10 protein-coding genes and 1 pseudogene are annotated in these 15,258 nt (G+C 73.0%); all 11 read left to right on the top strand.

The genetic code is table 11. From position 1 onward, the window contains the following. Positions 1 to 1,905 precede the first annotated feature (1,905 nt). Positions 1,906 to 2,142, top strand: a pseudogene (locus tag ZF1_RS28135) (transglycosylase family protein); the annotation flags it as partial. A 45-nt stretch (positions 2,143 to 2,187) separates the two neighbouring features. Continuing rightward, complete coding sequence (locus ZF1_RS28140) at positions 2,188 to 3,138, top strand: trypsin-like serine peptidase (protein ID WP_482638808.1); 951 nt, start codon at positions 2,188 to 2,190, stop codon at positions 3,136 to 3,138. After that, the gene (locus ZF1_RS28145; protein ID WP_281010769.1) at positions 3,138 to 4,202 is read left to right on the top strand and encodes a hypothetical protein; all 1,065 of its coding nucleotides are present in this window, start codon (positions 3,138 to 3,140) and stop codon (positions 4,200 to 4,202) included. Before ZF1_RS28140 ends, ZF1_RS28145 begins: the two co-directional genes overlap by 1 nt. 110 nt (positions 4,203 to 4,312) lie before the next feature. Further along, positions 4,313 to 4,654, top strand: coding sequence for a hypothetical protein (locus ZF1_RS28150; RefSeq protein WP_281010768.1), 342 nt, complete (start codon positions 4,313 to 4,315; stop codon positions 4,652 to 4,654). Further along, on the top strand, positions 4,654 to 5,493 hold the full coding sequence (locus tag ZF1_RS28155) for a hypothetical protein (RefSeq protein ID WP_281010767.1): 840 nt from the start codon (positions 4,654 to 4,656) through the stop codon (positions 5,491 to 5,493). The genes ZF1_RS28150 and ZF1_RS28155 overlap by 1 nt, the downstream gene beginning before the upstream one ends. Continuing rightward, positions 5,490 to 7,214, top strand: a complete 1,725-nt coding sequence (locus ZF1_RS28160; protein ID WP_482638809.1) for a TrbL/VirB6 family protein — start codon at positions 5,490 to 5,492, stop codon at positions 7,212 to 7,214. The genes ZF1_RS28155 and ZF1_RS28160 overlap by 4 nt, the downstream gene beginning before the upstream one ends. Further along, complete coding sequence (locus ZF1_RS28165; RefSeq protein ID WP_253068807.1) at positions 7,211 to 8,743, top strand: SCO6880 family protein; 1,533 nt, start codon at positions 7,211 to 7,213, stop codon at positions 8,741 to 8,743. The genes ZF1_RS28160 and ZF1_RS28165 overlap by 4 nt, the downstream gene beginning before the upstream one ends. Next, entirely contained in the window at positions 8,740 to 10,518 is a 1,779-nt protein-coding gene (locus ZF1_RS28170; protein WP_357440989.1) for an ATP-binding protein, read from the top strand. The genes ZF1_RS28165 and ZF1_RS28170 overlap by 4 nt, the downstream gene beginning before the upstream one ends. A 7-nt stretch (positions 10,519 to 10,525) precedes the next feature. Next, positions 10,526 to 11,692, top strand: coding sequence for a C40 family peptidase (locus ZF1_RS28175; RefSeq protein ID WP_482638810.1), 1,167 nt, complete (start codon positions 10,526 to 10,528; stop codon positions 11,690 to 11,692). A gap of 109 nt (positions 11,693 to 11,801) precedes the next feature. Continuing rightward, positions 11,802 to 13,211: an alkaline phosphatase PhoX gene (locus tag ZF1_RS28180; RefSeq protein WP_337826787.1), complete on the top strand. Its 1,410-nt coding sequence runs from the start codon at positions 11,802 to 11,804 to the stop codon at positions 13,209 to 13,211. A 59-nt stretch (positions 13,212 to 13,270) separates the two neighbouring features. Continuing rightward, positions 13,271 to 15,124, top strand: coding sequence for a type IV secretory system conjugative DNA transfer family protein (locus ZF1_RS28185; RefSeq protein WP_337826786.1), 1,854 nt, complete (start codon positions 13,271 to 13,273; stop codon positions 15,122 to 15,124). The last annotated feature ends 134 nt before the right edge of the window (positions 15,125 to 15,258 follow it).

Raw genomic sequence — 15,258 nt, forward strand, 5'->3', positions numbered from 1 at the left:
GCGGTCGGCTGCAACGAGGGCAAGGCCGTGCGCCAGCTCGCCGCCGCCCGCGAGACCCGCACCCAGACCCGGGCGTTACTGGCCGATCTCGCCGTCAGCGACGACACCAGGGCTCAGGGGCTGGCCCGCGAGATCGCCGGGCTCGGTTTCACCCCCGCGACCCAGCCGCCCGGATGGCGGCAGAAGGCCGTGGACGTCTCCGACCAGCTCAACACCCTCGACGCCGCCGATCCGCACCTGCAGCAGGTCGCGGCGAAGCTGGCCCGCGCCGGGTTCGGCCCGACCCCTGCCGACCTGCTCCCCAAGGACCCGCCGCCGCCCGCGCCAGGCCCGGTCGCCGAGCTGGGCGAGTCCCTCGGCAACGCCGCGGACAGCGCCGTCGGTGCGGTCACCTCCGCAGGTGAGGCGGTCACCGAGATCGGCAAGCCCAAGCCCACGCCCAGCAGCGCCGGGTCCGCCGGCCGACCTGCCGCCTCGAACCCCAAGCGCCAGGCCGAGCCCGCGCTGCCCCAGACCTGCATCGACCACGCCGGTGCCACCGCAGCCCCCGCCGCCCCTCCGCCGGCACCGGCGGCGCCCGCAGAGTCACCGGACCCCGCGCCCGAAGAGGACTCGCCCTCGGACGCGTCGCCCGACAGCGAAGACGCCGTTAGCCCGGGCACAGGCGAGACCGGCTCGGACAGCCCCGCCGACGACGGCGACGCCGCCGAGCAGCCCGATACCGGCGCGCCGAGTACCGCCGGCGGACAGGACCCCGATCCTTCGCGCCCGTCGGAGCCGGACTCCTCGGACTCCAGCAGCTCGGCCTCCGGCGATTCGGACTCCGGCTCGTCCGACGATGACAGCACCAGCAGCACGGACGACACCACGAGCGACACCGGTGCCGGGGCGGGATCAGACAGCTCGTCGGGCACGAGCGAGTCCGCCAGTTCCTCCGGCGGTGGCTCGGCCCAGGACCTGGAGAAGGCTCGGATCGCGTTGCAGCTGGTCGGTGAGCTGATGCAGGCTCTGGGTGCCAGCTCCGACGCCGACGCCGGGCAGGTCCGCGACTCCGTGCTCGGGGTTCTGGACCGTGAGCAGCTGGAGAAGCTCGGGGCCGACCCCGCGGACCTGGCCAAGCTCGACCAGCTCGACGACCTGGGTTCCGGGGGCTCCCCGGCCTCATCAGGCTCCGGGTCGAGCGACACCGGCACGGATACCGGCACGGCCGACTCCGACGGCACCGGTTCGGGCTCCTCGGACACCGACTCGTCGACGACCTCGGGTGCGGGGGACTCGTCGACGACGTCGGCGGGCGGTGGTGAGTCGTCGTCCTCGACCGAGCAGGCCAGTACCGGGGGCGCGGGTGATGCGTGGGAGGCCGGGGCGGAGAAGCTGGCCGAGCAGGTGCGCGACGCCGCCGACGCCGACCCTCTGGCTGAGCAGCTCGCCGAGAAGCTCGCCGCCGCGGGGATCGGCTCCGGCCCCGACACCAACTCCGGCACTGGTTCCGACGCTGGGTCGGAGGCCGGGTCGGGCTCGGCCCAGCCCGATGAGCAGAAGAGCGGCAGCGGGGGGCAGGGCGAGACCGGCAGCTCCGGCCAGCCCTCCACCGGCAACGGCGACGCCGGTGCAGCGGACGGGTCGGACACCGGTTCCGGCAGCGACGCCACGGGCGACAACGACGTGCTGAGCCCGCAGGCCGGAGACCCGATCTCGCGACCCGGCGCGGAGCAGACCGACCAGCCCGGTGACCAGCAGGGCGACAGTGCCGGAGAGGCCGGGCAGACCGGCTCCGACGAGCAGGGAAGCTCCGACGGGCAGAGCGCCCCGGATGCGCAGGGCGGCTCGGCCGAGGACGGGGAGCAGCCCCGGGACCCGGAGGGATCCGAACCCGCACCGGTGGCCGGTGGCAGCGCGCAGGCCGCGACCTGGGACCGGCTCGCCCAGTGCGAGTCCGGCGGGGACTGGGCGATCGACACCGGCAACGGCTACTCCGGTGGGCTGCAGTTCGACCAGGCCACCTGGGCGGCCTACGGCGGCACCGGTTCGGCGCACGAGGCAAGCCGCGAGCAGCAGATCGCGGTCGCGGAGAAGGTCCGCGCTGACCGGGGCGGCTACTCGGCCTGGCCGGCGTGCTCGAAGAAGCTCGGTCTGGCCTGACCCATGACCAGCAGCAGGTGGCGCACAGCGCAGACGACCGCAGTGATGACCGTGGCGATCGCCGCGACGGTCACCGCGGCCGTCGCGCTGGCGTCGTGGACCTCCGAGGCCCCGCAGGGCGCTCGGGTGGTGGGACTCGGGTCGGCCGCGCCGTGGGGGTCGGCCGACCCGAGGACACCCACTGCACCCGCTGCACCGTCCGATTCGGCAGTGCAGGCGCCGGTGCGGGGCCAGGCCGGGCCGGTCGTCGGCGGGTTGTCGGCGACCTCGGTCGGGGTGCTGGTCGTCGACGGCGGCCGCCACCAGTGCTCGGCGGCGGTGGTCGCCTCGCGGTCGCGGCGGGTGCTGGCCACCGCGGCGCACTGCGTGTGGCTCGACGGCGGCTGGCGGGTCGACGGGGCGTTCTTCATCCCCGGCTACGCCGCGGGTGAGGAACCGCTGGGCCGGTGGACCGTCGACACCGCCTACGTGCCACCGGCCTGGCAGCAGATCGACTCCCCCATCAACGACGTCGCCGCCGACACCGACTTCGCGTTCGTGACGCTGCTGCCCCGCGACGGGGTCCTGCCCGAGCAGGTCCTCGGCGCGCAGGGCATCCGCTTCTCCACCCCCGACCGGCTCCCGGTCGCCGCGCTGGGCTACCCGGCCACCGGCGTCTACGACGGGCAGTCGTTGCGGGGCTGCGACGGCCCCGCCGCGGTCGAGACCTTCACCCGGCCGGACCGCGACGGCGGGCAGGTGCTGGCGATGACCTGCGACATGACCGAGGGCGCCTCGGGCGGGCCGTGGCTGGCCGGCCCGGACGCCGCGGCCGGGCGCGGGCAGGTCGTCGGGGTCGTGTCCGGCGGCGATGCCACCCAGCTGGTCTCACCCCGCTTCGGCGCCGCAGCGCGCGAGATCTACGAGGCCGCCGACTCCGCCGCCCTGATCCCCGACCAGTCCACCGCGCCCGACCCCGCGCTCGCCCGGACCGCCCCTCGAGGAGGGACCAGCTGATGACCTCACCCCGGAACGCGGCCGACCCGCACCACCGCTGGGCAGGGCCGGGGGCGTCGCCGCCGCGCAGCCCGTACGAGCTCAATCACCGGCTCGGCGCCGCCGCGCGCACCCGCGCCCCGGGCGGGCTGGGGGTGGTCGACACCGAGAGCATCGTCGACACCACCTCCGCCGCAGCCGCCGTCGACCAGGGCCACGGTCCGGACCCGGTCGAGGTCGCCGAGCAGCTCGGCGCGGCCACCGACGCCGCCCAGGACCGCACCCGCACGGTGTTCCCCGAGTCCCGCCCGGTGTCCTGGGCGGCGTTCGGGCCGCTGATCCCGGTGCTGGCCGGGTCCGCCGGGGCCGGCGCGTCGTGTGTCGCGGCCGCAATCGTGGACGCGCTGCAGCAGGACCAGCGGTGCGCGCTGCTGATCGACGCCGACGACCCCGCCCGCTCCGGGCTCGCCGGTGCCTCCTCGGTGGACGGCCCCTGGACCCGGCAGGTCAACGACCACCTCACCGTCCGCTACAGCTGGCGCGCCGACGCGCTGCTGGCCCGCCTGGAGACCCGGAACCCGGCGGCGCTGCCGACCATCACCCCCGGGATGGTGCCCCCACCCCCGGACTGGCTGCCCGACCCGGCACCCGACCCGCTGCACGCCACCGTCGTCGACCTCGGTCACGGCGGCTGGCGGGCCGCCGCGACCCCGATCTACGGCGCCGGGGGCTGGCTACGCCGCGGACTGCCGACCCAGCGCCCGATCCTGGTGGTCCGCGCGACCCGCCCGTCGCTGCGCCAGGCCGAGCAGCTGCTCGCCCGCCTGGACCCCTGGGTGCAGCGCGGCCTGGCCACCCCGATCTACCAGCTCGTGGTCAACGGCGCCCGCAAATGGCCGACGGGAGTGGCCGGCGCGGCCGGGCCCCGGGTCGCGGCACTGCTCGACGAAGCCCTGTTCGTGCCACACATCCCGGCCTGGGAGGTCGGCGGGGTGACCGACGAACCCAGCCCGGCCCGGGCGGTCGACGCCCTACGACCGCTGCTCGCCTCCTGGCAGCTCATCACCTCACCGAGGCGCCGCTGACCAGCCGACTGGTTCGACCCGCTGCGTCCGGCCCCCCACCCCGGCGACCAGCCCGCACACACCGCCACGCCCACACCGTTCGTCCCACACCACCCTGCGGAGCACACCCCATGTCTGTCCCCCACCTGATCAGCGAATCCTTCGCCCACGCGTTCCTGCTCCCCCTGCAGGACCCGCCGCCGAAGCCGCCGCGGATCCCCGAGGTCAACGCGGTCGCACCACCCGGGAACGAGATGTTCACCCGGGTGGTCGGCTTCTTCATCTGGATCGCCGGGGTCTGCGTTCTGGGGTTGTTCTTCGGCGGGATCATCGCCTCTACCGCTGGACGGCTCTATGACCACCACGGTTCCGGACGCCGCGGCGCACAGATGATCGTCTCCAGCCTCGTTCTGGCCGTTCTGCTCGGCCTCGGTTACACCCTGATCACCTCATTCGCCGCCGGAGCCAGCTGATGGCCCGCCTGATGAACCCCCACGACCCCCACCTGCGCTCGGGTGGCGGGCAGCGCCGCGCCCTGCTCATCCTGGGCGCGGTCACGGCCCTGGTCCTGGTGGTCGTGGTCGCGCTGATCGTGTCCTTGACCGGCGTCTTCACCGACCCGCAGCGCGGCCCGGAGTCTGCTCCCGCGCAGCCGGCCCCGATCGGCACTGGCGACAGCGGCTCCGGACCGCAGGCCGAGGCCGAGCTCGCCGCCCGCCCGATGTTGCAGGTTCCCCTCGCCGCGATCCAGCCGCACGCGCTCTCCACGCGGACGGCGGGCCCGCCGATCGTGCTCCCCGCACCCCAGCAGTTCGTCGCCACGCTGGTCCCGACCGGGTTCCCCGACACCCCGGAGGGCGCGGTCGCGCAGCTGGTCGAGCTGATGAAGGCCGGTTTGTCCGGCGGCGACCCGCAGGTCTGGGCGCAGATCTATAACTCCCTCGCCGAGCCCGGCGCCCAGCCCGCTGACCGGACCACGACCAGCAACGACCTCGCCGACCTTCGTCGCGGCGCGCACCTGCGCCCCACCGGCCCGTCCTCGAGCGGGCTGCGGATGTCGTGGACACCGACCAGCGCCATGGTCAAGGGCAGCACCGCCGACGGCACCTACGTTGTGGCCTGTGCGCTGGGCGAGTTCGTCGCCGACAACAACGGCCGGGTCGTCTCGTTTGGCTGGGGCGACTGCCTCCCGATGCGGCGTGTGGGTGACCAGTGGAAGGTCGCCTCCGGGCCGACCGCGGCCATCGCACCGAGCGCCTGGCCCGCCAGCGACGAGGCCGTCGCCGCGGGATGGCGAGACATCCAGCGATGACCTCCATGATGCTCGCCCGTTATCCCACCCCGGTGCCGCCCCCGCTGCCCGAACCGTCCCCGGGCGGGGGGGCATCCGGGAAAGGCGACTCCGGCTCGGGTTTCCTGGGCTCCATCGTTCAGTCCGGCTTCGACGCCGTCATGCAGAAGGTGTGGGACGCCGGGGTCTGGGTGCTGCGGGCGGGGTTCGAGCTGGCCGACCAGGTGTCCTGGGTCGACCCGAGCACGATCACCGGCAAGGCCGAGCAGCGCCCGGACTCCCCGAACCCCGCCACCGCCGTCGACGCGGCCACGGCCGGAGCTGGTGGGCAGAGCTTGTCGTTGTGGTCGTCGCTGATCTGGCTGGCCACCTTGATCGCGCTGGGCCTGTTCTTCTACCAGCTGATCTCGGTCGCCCTGCGCGGCGGGCGGGGCATGTTCCGGGCGTTCACCGGGCCTCTGCAGTTCGGGATGGCGATCGCGCTGACCTCCGGCATGGTCGCGGTCCTGCTCGGCGCCGCGGACGGGCTGACCACGTTCTTCCTGTCCCAGCTCGGCGGCGACGGCACCTTCGGCGCGACCCTGGCCAACGACACCGTCACCGCCCGGGTCGGGGACAACCCCGACCTCGGTGACACCGAGGACAACGTCCGGTCGATGATCCTCGGCCTCGCCGCACTGTTCGGGGTCATCCCGGCCGGGATCGGCTTCGCCCTACAGATGATCTTCCGGCAGGCCGCGATCCTGGTCCTGGTCGCGACGATCCCGCTGCTGGCCGCGATGCTGGTCGCCGACTCCACCGCCCCGTCGTTCTGGCGCGGCGTGCGCTGGCTCCTCGCCGCGATCCTGATGAAACCCGCCCTCGCACTCATCCTGCTCATCGGGGTCTCGGTCATGGCCCGCGCCGAGGGGGTCGCGGGGCTGCTGGCCGGGGCGGCGGTGCTGCTGGTGTCGCTGTTCTGCCCGATGGTGATCTACCGGCTGCTGGCCTTCGTCGATCCGGGTACCGGTGCGGGGATGGCGCTGCGCTCGGGTGGTGGTGGGCGTGGTTCGTCGGCGCCGGGTGCGGATGGCGGCACCAGTGAGTCGATCAACGTCGCTCGCATGGCCCGCTCCGGAGGCGGCGGTTCGGACGGTGCCGCCTCGGCCGGGGGTGGCGGGGAGCTCGGTGGCTCGACCGCCGCGTCTCCCGCGGCCGCCGGCCGTGCGGGCGGTGCTGGTGCCGGTGGCGCTGGTGGTGCGGGTGCTGCCGGTGGTGGGTCGGCCGCGGGCGGCGGCGCAGCCGCCGGTGGCGCGGCGGCGGGGCTCGGCGCGGTGGGGGGTGTCGCGGCCGCGGCGGTGGTGGGCGGCTACCTGGCCACCAAGGCCGCCGCGGGTGCCGCGGGCGGCTATGGGTCCTCCCAGATGGCCCAGACCGGTGTCGGGCACCCCGGACCCGCGCCCGCTCCCAGTGGCGGGGACATCGGCTCGGCCGCCGGGGGCGCCTACGCGGGGGCGACCGCGCCGTGGGGCGGGTCCAGCGCGGCCGCCGGGGGTGACAACGGCCCGATTGAGCCCGACCCGACCACCGGACCCGAGCCTGGGCCCGGGTCTGAACCGCCAGTGGTCGATCCCGGACCGCCCGAGGCCGGGCGCCCCGACTCCGGACCCGGCACCACGCCCATCCCCACCGCGTGGACCCCCGAACCCCCGACCACACCGGCTGCACCTGCCGGCACCGACCGCGAGGACGACACCCCATGAGCGCTGTCCAGGAGGCCCACGGCCCGCGGGTGTATCGCGGGCTGAATCTCAAGGAAGGGATGGGCTGGATCGCCGGCCTCACCCCGGTCCAGGCGTTCCTGGTGATCGCGGTGTGTGCTCCGGCGCTGATCGCGATGTCGCGCAACCAGTGGTCCACCGCGCTGAGCTGGGGAGTGTTCGCTGCGATCACCGTCGTGTTGATCGTCGTGCCCGTCCACGGCCGCCCCGCGTTCCGCTGGCTGGCCGACCTGATCATGTTCCAGACAGGAGTGCTGATGCGCTGGTCCCCCTGGCAGTCACGCGCCGCGGCCGGGCTGGCCGGTGATCGCTGCGAGCCCGACCTGCCCGGCGTGCTGTCGCGCCTGGAGTTCCCCGACGGCCCGGAGTTCCACGGCTCGCGGATCTGCCTGATCCACGACACCGACCAGGGACGCTGGGGCGCCACCGCTCGCCTGACCCACTCCGGTGTCGGGATGCTGTCTGACGACGAGTGCGCCGAGCTCGCCCGCCGCCTCGGCTCGATGCTCGTCGGACTGGGGCATCGCGAGGTCGTCGACCGCATTTCGCTGCTCGTGCGCACCGTTCCCGACGACGGCACCGAGTACGCGGTCTGGCGCGAGCGCCACCAGCGCGCCGACGCCCCCACACTGGCCCGGCAGGTGACCGCCGAGATCGACCGCGACGTCGCCTCGGTCAGCGTGCGGACCGAGCTGTTCGTGACCGTGTCGGGCACCGAGGACGCGCTGCGCCGCCCGGCCAAGGCCGCCGGCGGCGGTGTCGCGGGCCGCGCGTACGCGCTCTACCGCGTCCTGGAAGCCGTCGCCGACGGTCTGCGCGGGTTGGGCGTGCAGTCGGTGACCTGGCTGACCTCCACCGGGGTCGCCGAGGCCATCAAGACCGGCTTCAACCCCGCTACCGCCGCCTCCCTGCAGTACCAGCACCTCATGCGGCCCGACCCGGACGGCTCGGTGGGGCTACCGATCTCCCAAGCCGGCCCCGCCCTCGCGCCCGCTCCGGCTGCCCGGGCCTATCACCACGACGGGTTCTCCTCGGTCTCCTACGCGGTGCAGCCCCCGGAATCCGGGACGATCTTCGGGTCGCTCGGCCCGCTGCTCGCGGTCCGCACCGCAGGAGAGCGCCGCACCCTGCAGATCCACTACGAGATCCTGTCCCAGGCCGCCGCCGCCCGGGAGGTGCGCTCCCAGCGGTTCCGCAACAACGTCCTGGTCGATGCCAAGGCCCAGCGCGGGTTCAACACCACCGCCGTCGACACCCGCCGCCAAACCGGCGCCCGCGAACAAGAAGCAGCGGTCGCGGCCGGGCACGCCCTGGTCCGCTTCACCGTGGCCTCCTCGCTCACGGTGCCCGCCGAGTGGAACCTCGAGGACCACGCCGCCCGTCTGGAGAACGACTCCTCGGGCCGGTTCCGGCTGCTGCGCCTGGAACTGGCCCAGGACTCCGCGTTCGTCGCCGCGGCCCTCCCGGTCGGGATCGGGCTGCCCCGTCTGACCAGGGCGTTCGACTCATGAGCATCTTCGGTAAGCGCCGCCACGTACAGCCGCGCACCACCAGCGACCTGCTGAGCCAGTTCACCGACCTCGACGGCATCCCCGTCTCCGCACCCGCCGACCCCATCGGCCCGGACGAGGAGCGCGTCGACGGCCGGCGAGGCGGCCGGAGTCGGGTCAACCAGGCCACCGCCCCCCGCCAGGGCCACCGGGAGCCGGGCCGCGGATGGGCCGCCGTCGACGCTGCACGGCGAGCACCCATCTACCGCGCCACGACCGCCGAGGTCGGCGGACTGTTCCCGCTGCTGGCCTCCAACGGCGTCCCGGCCATCGGCGCCCGGCTGGGCTACGACACCCAGTCCGGGGGCGCCTTCTACGTCCACCCCACCGAGTGGGTGCTGCGCCAGATGGTCACCAACCCGAACCTGGTGGTGTTCGGCGAACCGGGCCGCGGCAAGTCCTCCACCGTCGTCGCTTTGATGCTGCGGATGATGCTCTTCGGCGTCCGCTCCCTGATCTCCGGTGACGTGAAGGGCGAGTACACCCCGCTGCTGCGCTCGCTCGGGATCACCCCGATCGCGCTCGGCCGCGGTAGCCACCACCGCCTCAACGCCCTGGACCTCGGACCCATCCGATCGAGGTGGGGCACCTGGAGCACCGAGCGGCAGCGCGAGGAACTCACCGGCATCCTGGCGCGCTGGACAAGGCTGCTGACCGCGCTGGCCGAGGCCCAGGGCTACGACCCGACCGTCACCGACGAACACGTCCTGTCCACCGTGCTCAACCGGCTCGTCGGCGCCGAGCACGGCGCGGACGAGCTACGCCCGATCACCATCCCCGACGTCGTCGACCAGCTCGCCCACCCCGACGACGACCTGTGGCAGGCCACCCGCTTCGCCTCCCACCGCCAATTCCTCGACCACACCCGCCAGATCACCGACGCCCTGTCCAACCTCGTCGTCGGCCCCCTGAGCGGGTTGTTCGACGAGCCGACGAACTTCGACCTCGACTGGGACGCCCCCGTGCAGTCGATGGACCTCTCGCTGCTGCGCAGCAGGGGCGATCAGGCGATCGCGGTCGCTCTGACCTGCCTCGGCTCCTGGTCCTCGATGATCACCGACCTGCAGGACGACGGCGACGTGCGCATCGTCGTGCGCGACGAGGTCTGGCGGCAGATGCGACTCGGGCTGCGCGCGGTCCAGGCCGTCGACTCCGACCTGCGCCTGTCCCGCGCCGAACGCAAGATCCAGCTCCTGGTGATGCACAAGCCCTCCGACCTGCTCTCCGTCGGCGCCGCCGGCTCCCAGGAGGTCTCCATCGCCAAGGACCTGCTCGCGCTGTGCTCGACCCGGATCCTGCTCGGCCAGTCCACCCGGGTCGGCGACGAGCTCGCCGACGAGCTCGGACTGTCCGAGCGTGAACAGGCCGTGCTCACCGGCTGGGCGATGGAAGGCCAGGGCCGTGCGCTGTGGAAGCTGGAGAACCGCCCCGGCATGAAGATCCAGACGGTCCTCTCCCCCACCGAGCGGGCCATCTTCGACACCAATGCCGGGCTGCGCTCCCGAGACGACCAGCCCCACGCGACACCGCAGCACCCCGCGCTCCAGGAACCCTCACCGCCGACCGGGCGCCCAGGCCGCCCACGGCTGGTGCCGGTGAGCGCCTCCACTCCCGACCCCAGCCTCGACGCCGCCGCGCCCGCCGCCGTCGAGCACCTGGCCGCGGCCGTCAGGATCTCGACCAACGGCACCGGCCACAACGGCCGTGGCTCCGGCGGCGCACCGCCGCGACGGTGACCTGACGGTGGACCAGAAGAAGAGCACCATCGCCCTGGCGGTCGGCGCGGTCATCCTCGTCTTCGCCGGCGCCGTGCTGACGATGGGCGTGGGCATGCTGACCATCGTCGCCGGGGGCGCGCTCCCCGGCGGGGACTGCGGCGGCGACGGCGGCCTCGGCGGCGGATCGCAGACGATCGGCGGCACCGACTGGAACGCCGAGCAGACCGACAACGCCGCCACGATCGTCAACATCGTCGCCCAGCGCGGCCTCCCGCGCCGGGCCGCGGTCATCGCGATCTCCACCGTGATCGTCGAATCGAGACTGGTCAACGTCGGCCACGGCGACCGCGACTCCCTGGGCCTCTACCAGCAGCGGCCCTCGCAGGGCTGGGGCTCACCGGAGCAGGTCCTCAACCCCGACTACGCGACCCGGATCTTCCTGGACCGGCTCGTCGCCCTGCCCGGCTGGGCGACCATGCCGCCGGGCACCGCCGCGCAGGCGGTGCAGCGCTCGGCGTTCCCCGACCGCTACGCCCCCCAGGAAGCACCGGCCGCAGCCCTGGTCGACCGGTTCTGGGTCGGCCCGGACAACCCCGCCCCCGCCGCGCCCGGTGCCGCACCGGACGTGCAGCTGGCCTCGACCGCGTTCGCCTGCCCCGACCAGGGCGGCGCCGGGGTCCCGCTGGCCCCGTCGAACATCGACCCGACCAAGCTCCCGCCCGGGTTCGTCCCGCCCACCGACCCCGCCCAGCGCGCCGCGGTCACCTACGCCCTGGCCCAGCTCGGCAAGCCCTACATCTGGGGCGCGAAGGGACCGAACGGGTTCGACTGCTCCGGGCTGATGCTCGCCGCCTGGGCCGCCGCAGGCGTCCCGATCCCCGCAGGGACGGTCAACCAGAAGAACGCCGGCACCCCCGCCGGCCCCGCGACCATCGCCCCCGGCGACCTGGTGTTCATCCCCGGCTCGCTCGGCTCCCCCACCAACCCCCGCCACGTCGGCATGTACGTCGGCAACGGCCTGGTCGTCAACGCCTACGACTCCAGCACCGGGGTCATCCTGCAGCCGCTCTCGGACTGGGCCGACAAGATCACCCACGTCCGCCACATCGCCGGCCCCGCCGGCGCATCGGCCGCGGCGCCCGTCCCCGCTGCCCGCGCTGAAACAGCCCTCGCCGAGGCCGCGGGCTCATGACCGCCGCCCCTCGCCTGACATCACCAGCAGCCGCTCCCCGGGAGGACCCGTGCTGATCAACCGACGGAAGTTCCTACGGAGCTCAGGGCAGGTCGGTCTCGGTGTCGCCGTGTCCGGCCCGGTCCACGGTCTGCTGAGCCGGGCCACAACCGCGGCACAGCCGGGTGCTGCAGCCGGGTACGGGCCGCTCGTCGACGACCCGAAGGGCATGCTCGCCCTGCCCGAGGGGTTCTCCTACCGAGTGGTCACCCAGGCCGGGAAGACCCGCCTCTACTCCGACCACGCCTCCCCCGGGATCCACGACGGTGCCGCCGCGTTCCCCGCACCGGACGGGAACGTGCTCGTGGTGCTCAACCACGAGGTCCGCGGCGGCCCCGACGACGACGGCGCCGTCCCGCACCTGCGTGGCTACACCTGGCGCGAGGACGCCGGCGGCGGCTGCACCGTCGTCAAGACCACCCCCGACGGCGAGCTCATCTGGGAGACCGTCGCACTCGCCGGGACCTCCACCAACTGCGCCGGTGGCGTCACCCCCTGGGGTACCTGGCTGACCTGCGAGGAGACCGACAAGGACGGTCACGGCTACGTCTTCGAGGTCGACCCGGTCGACCTGCAGGCCAACCGAGACCCGCAGCCGATCAAAGCCCTCGGCCGGTTCGTCCACGAGGCCTGCTGCGTCGACCCCGACACCCTCACCATCTACCTGACCGAGGACACCTCGAACCCCTACGGCACCGTCTACCGGTGGACCCCACCCACCGGGTTCCGCGGCCGCAGCGGCGCGCTCAAGGCCCTCGACGCGGGCGCCGGAGAGCTCGCCGCGATGGCGGCTGCCGACCGGTCCGGCAAGGTCGTCGCCGACCTCGACCAGGCCGACACCGTCGGCACCTCCTACACCGTCACGTGGGTGCCGGTCACCGACCGCGACGCAGCGCGGGGTCCGGTGCGCTCGCTCGACGGGATCACCCGGGCGAAGAAGCTGGAGGGCGCCTGGTGGGCCGACCACGACGGCGCCCCCGGCGCCTACCTGGTCTCCAGCTTCTCCGACTCCCACCGCGGCCAGATCTGGCACTACGATCCGACCGCCTCGACACTGACCCTGACCACGGTGTTCGCTGTGGAAGCGGATGGAGAGACCGTCGAGGCACCGGACAACATCGTCGCCGCCCCGTTCGGCGGGCTGATCGTGTCGACCGACGGCGACGGCGACAACCACCTCGCCGGCGTCGCCGATGACGGGACCGCCTACCCCATCGCCCGCAGCCAGATGGGCTCGGAGTTCACCGGCCCCACCTTCTCCCCCGACGGGACGGTGCTGTTCGCCGGGATCCAGCAGCCCGGCACCCTGTTCGCCATCACCGGCCCCTGGCAGGCGGGCGCCGAAGCCGGGCAGAGTGTCTCGGCGGAGAAGGGCATGCCGCAGGGCGCTCTATCGCAGGGCTCCAAGGCTGGCACCGAATGGGGTTCCACGAGCCGCGATCAGGGCGCGGCCCGCCGTTCTGAACGGGACGCGTCGTGAGGACCCGGTCCGGAGCTCCTCGTCCCTGGGTTCAGGACGTTGCCCTCCCCGTGACGGCTGTGGGGTTCGCGCTGGCTGTCGCCGTCATTGTCGAGCTGGCGGCCGTGGTCACTGGGCTCCTTCTCGGCGCGGCGTTCCCGATGTGGGTTGGGTTCTCCGACGTCGCAGACATCGTCCGGGGCTCTCTCGGTGCTCCGTTGTCTGCCGATGGCACTGCTGGGCGTCTTATGCGGCATTGGACGCTGTTCCTTGTTTGCGCCGCGGTGGCGGCCGTCGTGCTGGTCGCCGTGACCGCCTTCGCCGTCCGGTGGGGTGGTCGACGCTTCGCCCCGGCACCGGGCGGCCACGCAAGCGTCGACGAGATCAACGCGGAGCTGTCCGCCACGGCGCTCCGACGGAGCGCGGAACGGACCCGGCCGTCGTTGAGCCCAGGCGAAGTACGGAGCGTCCCGCCGACCGAGCTGGGCTTCCCTTTCTACCGGTACCGCAACAAGCAGCTATACGGATCTTTCGTCAACCTCACGGGCACTCTGGCCCCGACCCAGTCGGGGAAGTCTCGAAAAGACCTGGTGCACAAGGTCCTCGACGCTCCCGGGGCCCTGCTGTGCTCGACCACCAAGCTGGACTTGGTGGAGTTCGCCGCGCTGGCCCGCTCTCGTCGCCCCGTGGCTGGTCCTGTCATCGTTCACGACAGCACGGGCCGGCTGCGGTGGCCCGCTCCACTGCGTTGGGCCCTCATCGGTGGGTGCGAAGACCAACAGGAAGCCAATCGACGCGCTTACACCCTGGTCGAAGCCTCAGCGCTGCGAGTGGAGGCCGGCGGCGGTGGTGGTGCTGGCAACGATCGGGTGTTCCGGGAGCGCGCCGTCGTAGTGCTCACCGCCTACCTCGTTGCCGCTGCAGTTTCCGGCTCGTCGGTGGACACCATCCGTGCTTGGGCCACCGAGCCTCCTGAGGCTGACTCAGCCGCGCCGGCAGCGGCGGGTAGGCCAGGGGGCCGGCCCCCTACGGCGGCACCGAGGCGGAGGCTCCCCGCGGATCCGGCACCGGTCACGATTCTCCGCAACGCAGGCCGCGCGGAACTCGCCGCCAACCTGGCTGCGGAGATGGCGCTCGACCCCCGGACCGCGTCGGCGGTGTGGATGTCGGTGCGCCGCGTCGTCGGGGCTTGGACCGATCCCCGGGTCCGGGAGCTGATCAGCCCTGCCCACGGGCACGGTCTGGACGTTCGTCGTTTCATCGCACAGGGCGGGTCGCTCTTCCTGATCGCTGACCAGCAGCAGGCGGCCGAGGCAGTCCCGGTCTTGACAGCTCTGGCGGAGCACTGGCTGCGGACGGCTCAGGAGATGGCTATGGACTTCCCTGCCCGTCGTGTCGACCCGCCTGTGACGGTGGTGTTTGACGAGCTCGCCAACGGCACGCCTGTCCCCCGCCTCGCTGAGGTGATCTCCGACGCCGCAGGTCGAGGCGTGATCATCCACTGGTCGGCGCAGTCACTTGCTCAGCTGGAACGTTTGTTCGGCCCGGTGGGCTCTCGGGAGGTTCTGGACAACACCGTCAGTCTGAGTGTGTGGGGCGGAATCAAGGACGATCGCACGCTGCACGCGCTGTCCGACCTCTGCGGCACACACGAGACGTATCGGCGCCAGAGTCACACCGATGGTCTGTTCAGTAGTACGCGCCACTCGCTCAGTAGCGAGACCACCCCGGTCCTTCGTCCCGGCGACATTCGCAAGCTTCCACCGGGTCGCGTGCTGGTGATCCACCGCGGCATGCCGGTGTTCGTCGCCGACGCCGTCGACGTCACGGATCGATCCGACTATTCGGATATCGCCACCGACACAGCCATCCTGCGGGACAGGTCCAGCATTCCGATCGATGCTCGCGGCTACCAGTCGATTCACCCCGCATAGGCGCGCTCGACTGGTATCGGGGGCTGACAGGGTGGAGTGCGGCTCGATCACCCTGACGAGATCAATCGTACATATGTTCGTCGAATGTATGTTCGATGTTTCCAGCGGCGCGCGGAGGACGCCCCACCTGCACA

This window comes from Pseudonocardia sp. ZF1, assembly GCF_056835605.1.

What these genes read in the sequence shown, in the direction of transcription:
- ZF1_RS28165 (WP_253068807.1), top strand. Translation starts at nt 7,211, where the DNA reads ATGAGCGCTGTCCAGGAGGCCCACGGCCCGCGGGTGTATCGCGGGCTG.
- ZF1_RS28140 (WP_482638808.1), top strand. Translation starts at nt 2,188, where the DNA reads ATGACCGTGGCGATCGCCGCGACGGTCACCGCGGCCGTCGCGCTGGCG.
- ZF1_RS28145 (WP_281010769.1), top strand. Translation starts at nt 3,138, where the DNA reads ATGACCTCACCCCGGAACGCGGCCGACCCGCACCACCGCTGGGCAGGG.
- ZF1_RS28170 (WP_357440989.1), top strand. Translation starts at nt 8,740, where the DNA reads ATGAGCATCTTCGGTAAGCGCCGCCACGTACAGCCGCGCACCACCAGC.
- ZF1_RS28150 (WP_281010768.1), top strand. Translation starts at nt 4,313, where the DNA reads ATGTCTGTCCCCCACCTGATCAGCGAATCCTTCGCCCACGCGTTCCTG.
- ZF1_RS28155 (WP_281010767.1), top strand. Translation starts at nt 4,654, where the DNA reads ATGGCCCGCCTGATGAACCCCCACGACCCCCACCTGCGCTCGGGTGGC.
- ZF1_RS28160 (WP_482638809.1), top strand. Translation starts at nt 5,490, where the DNA reads ATGACCTCCATGATGCTCGCCCGTTATCCCACCCCGGTGCCGCCCCCG.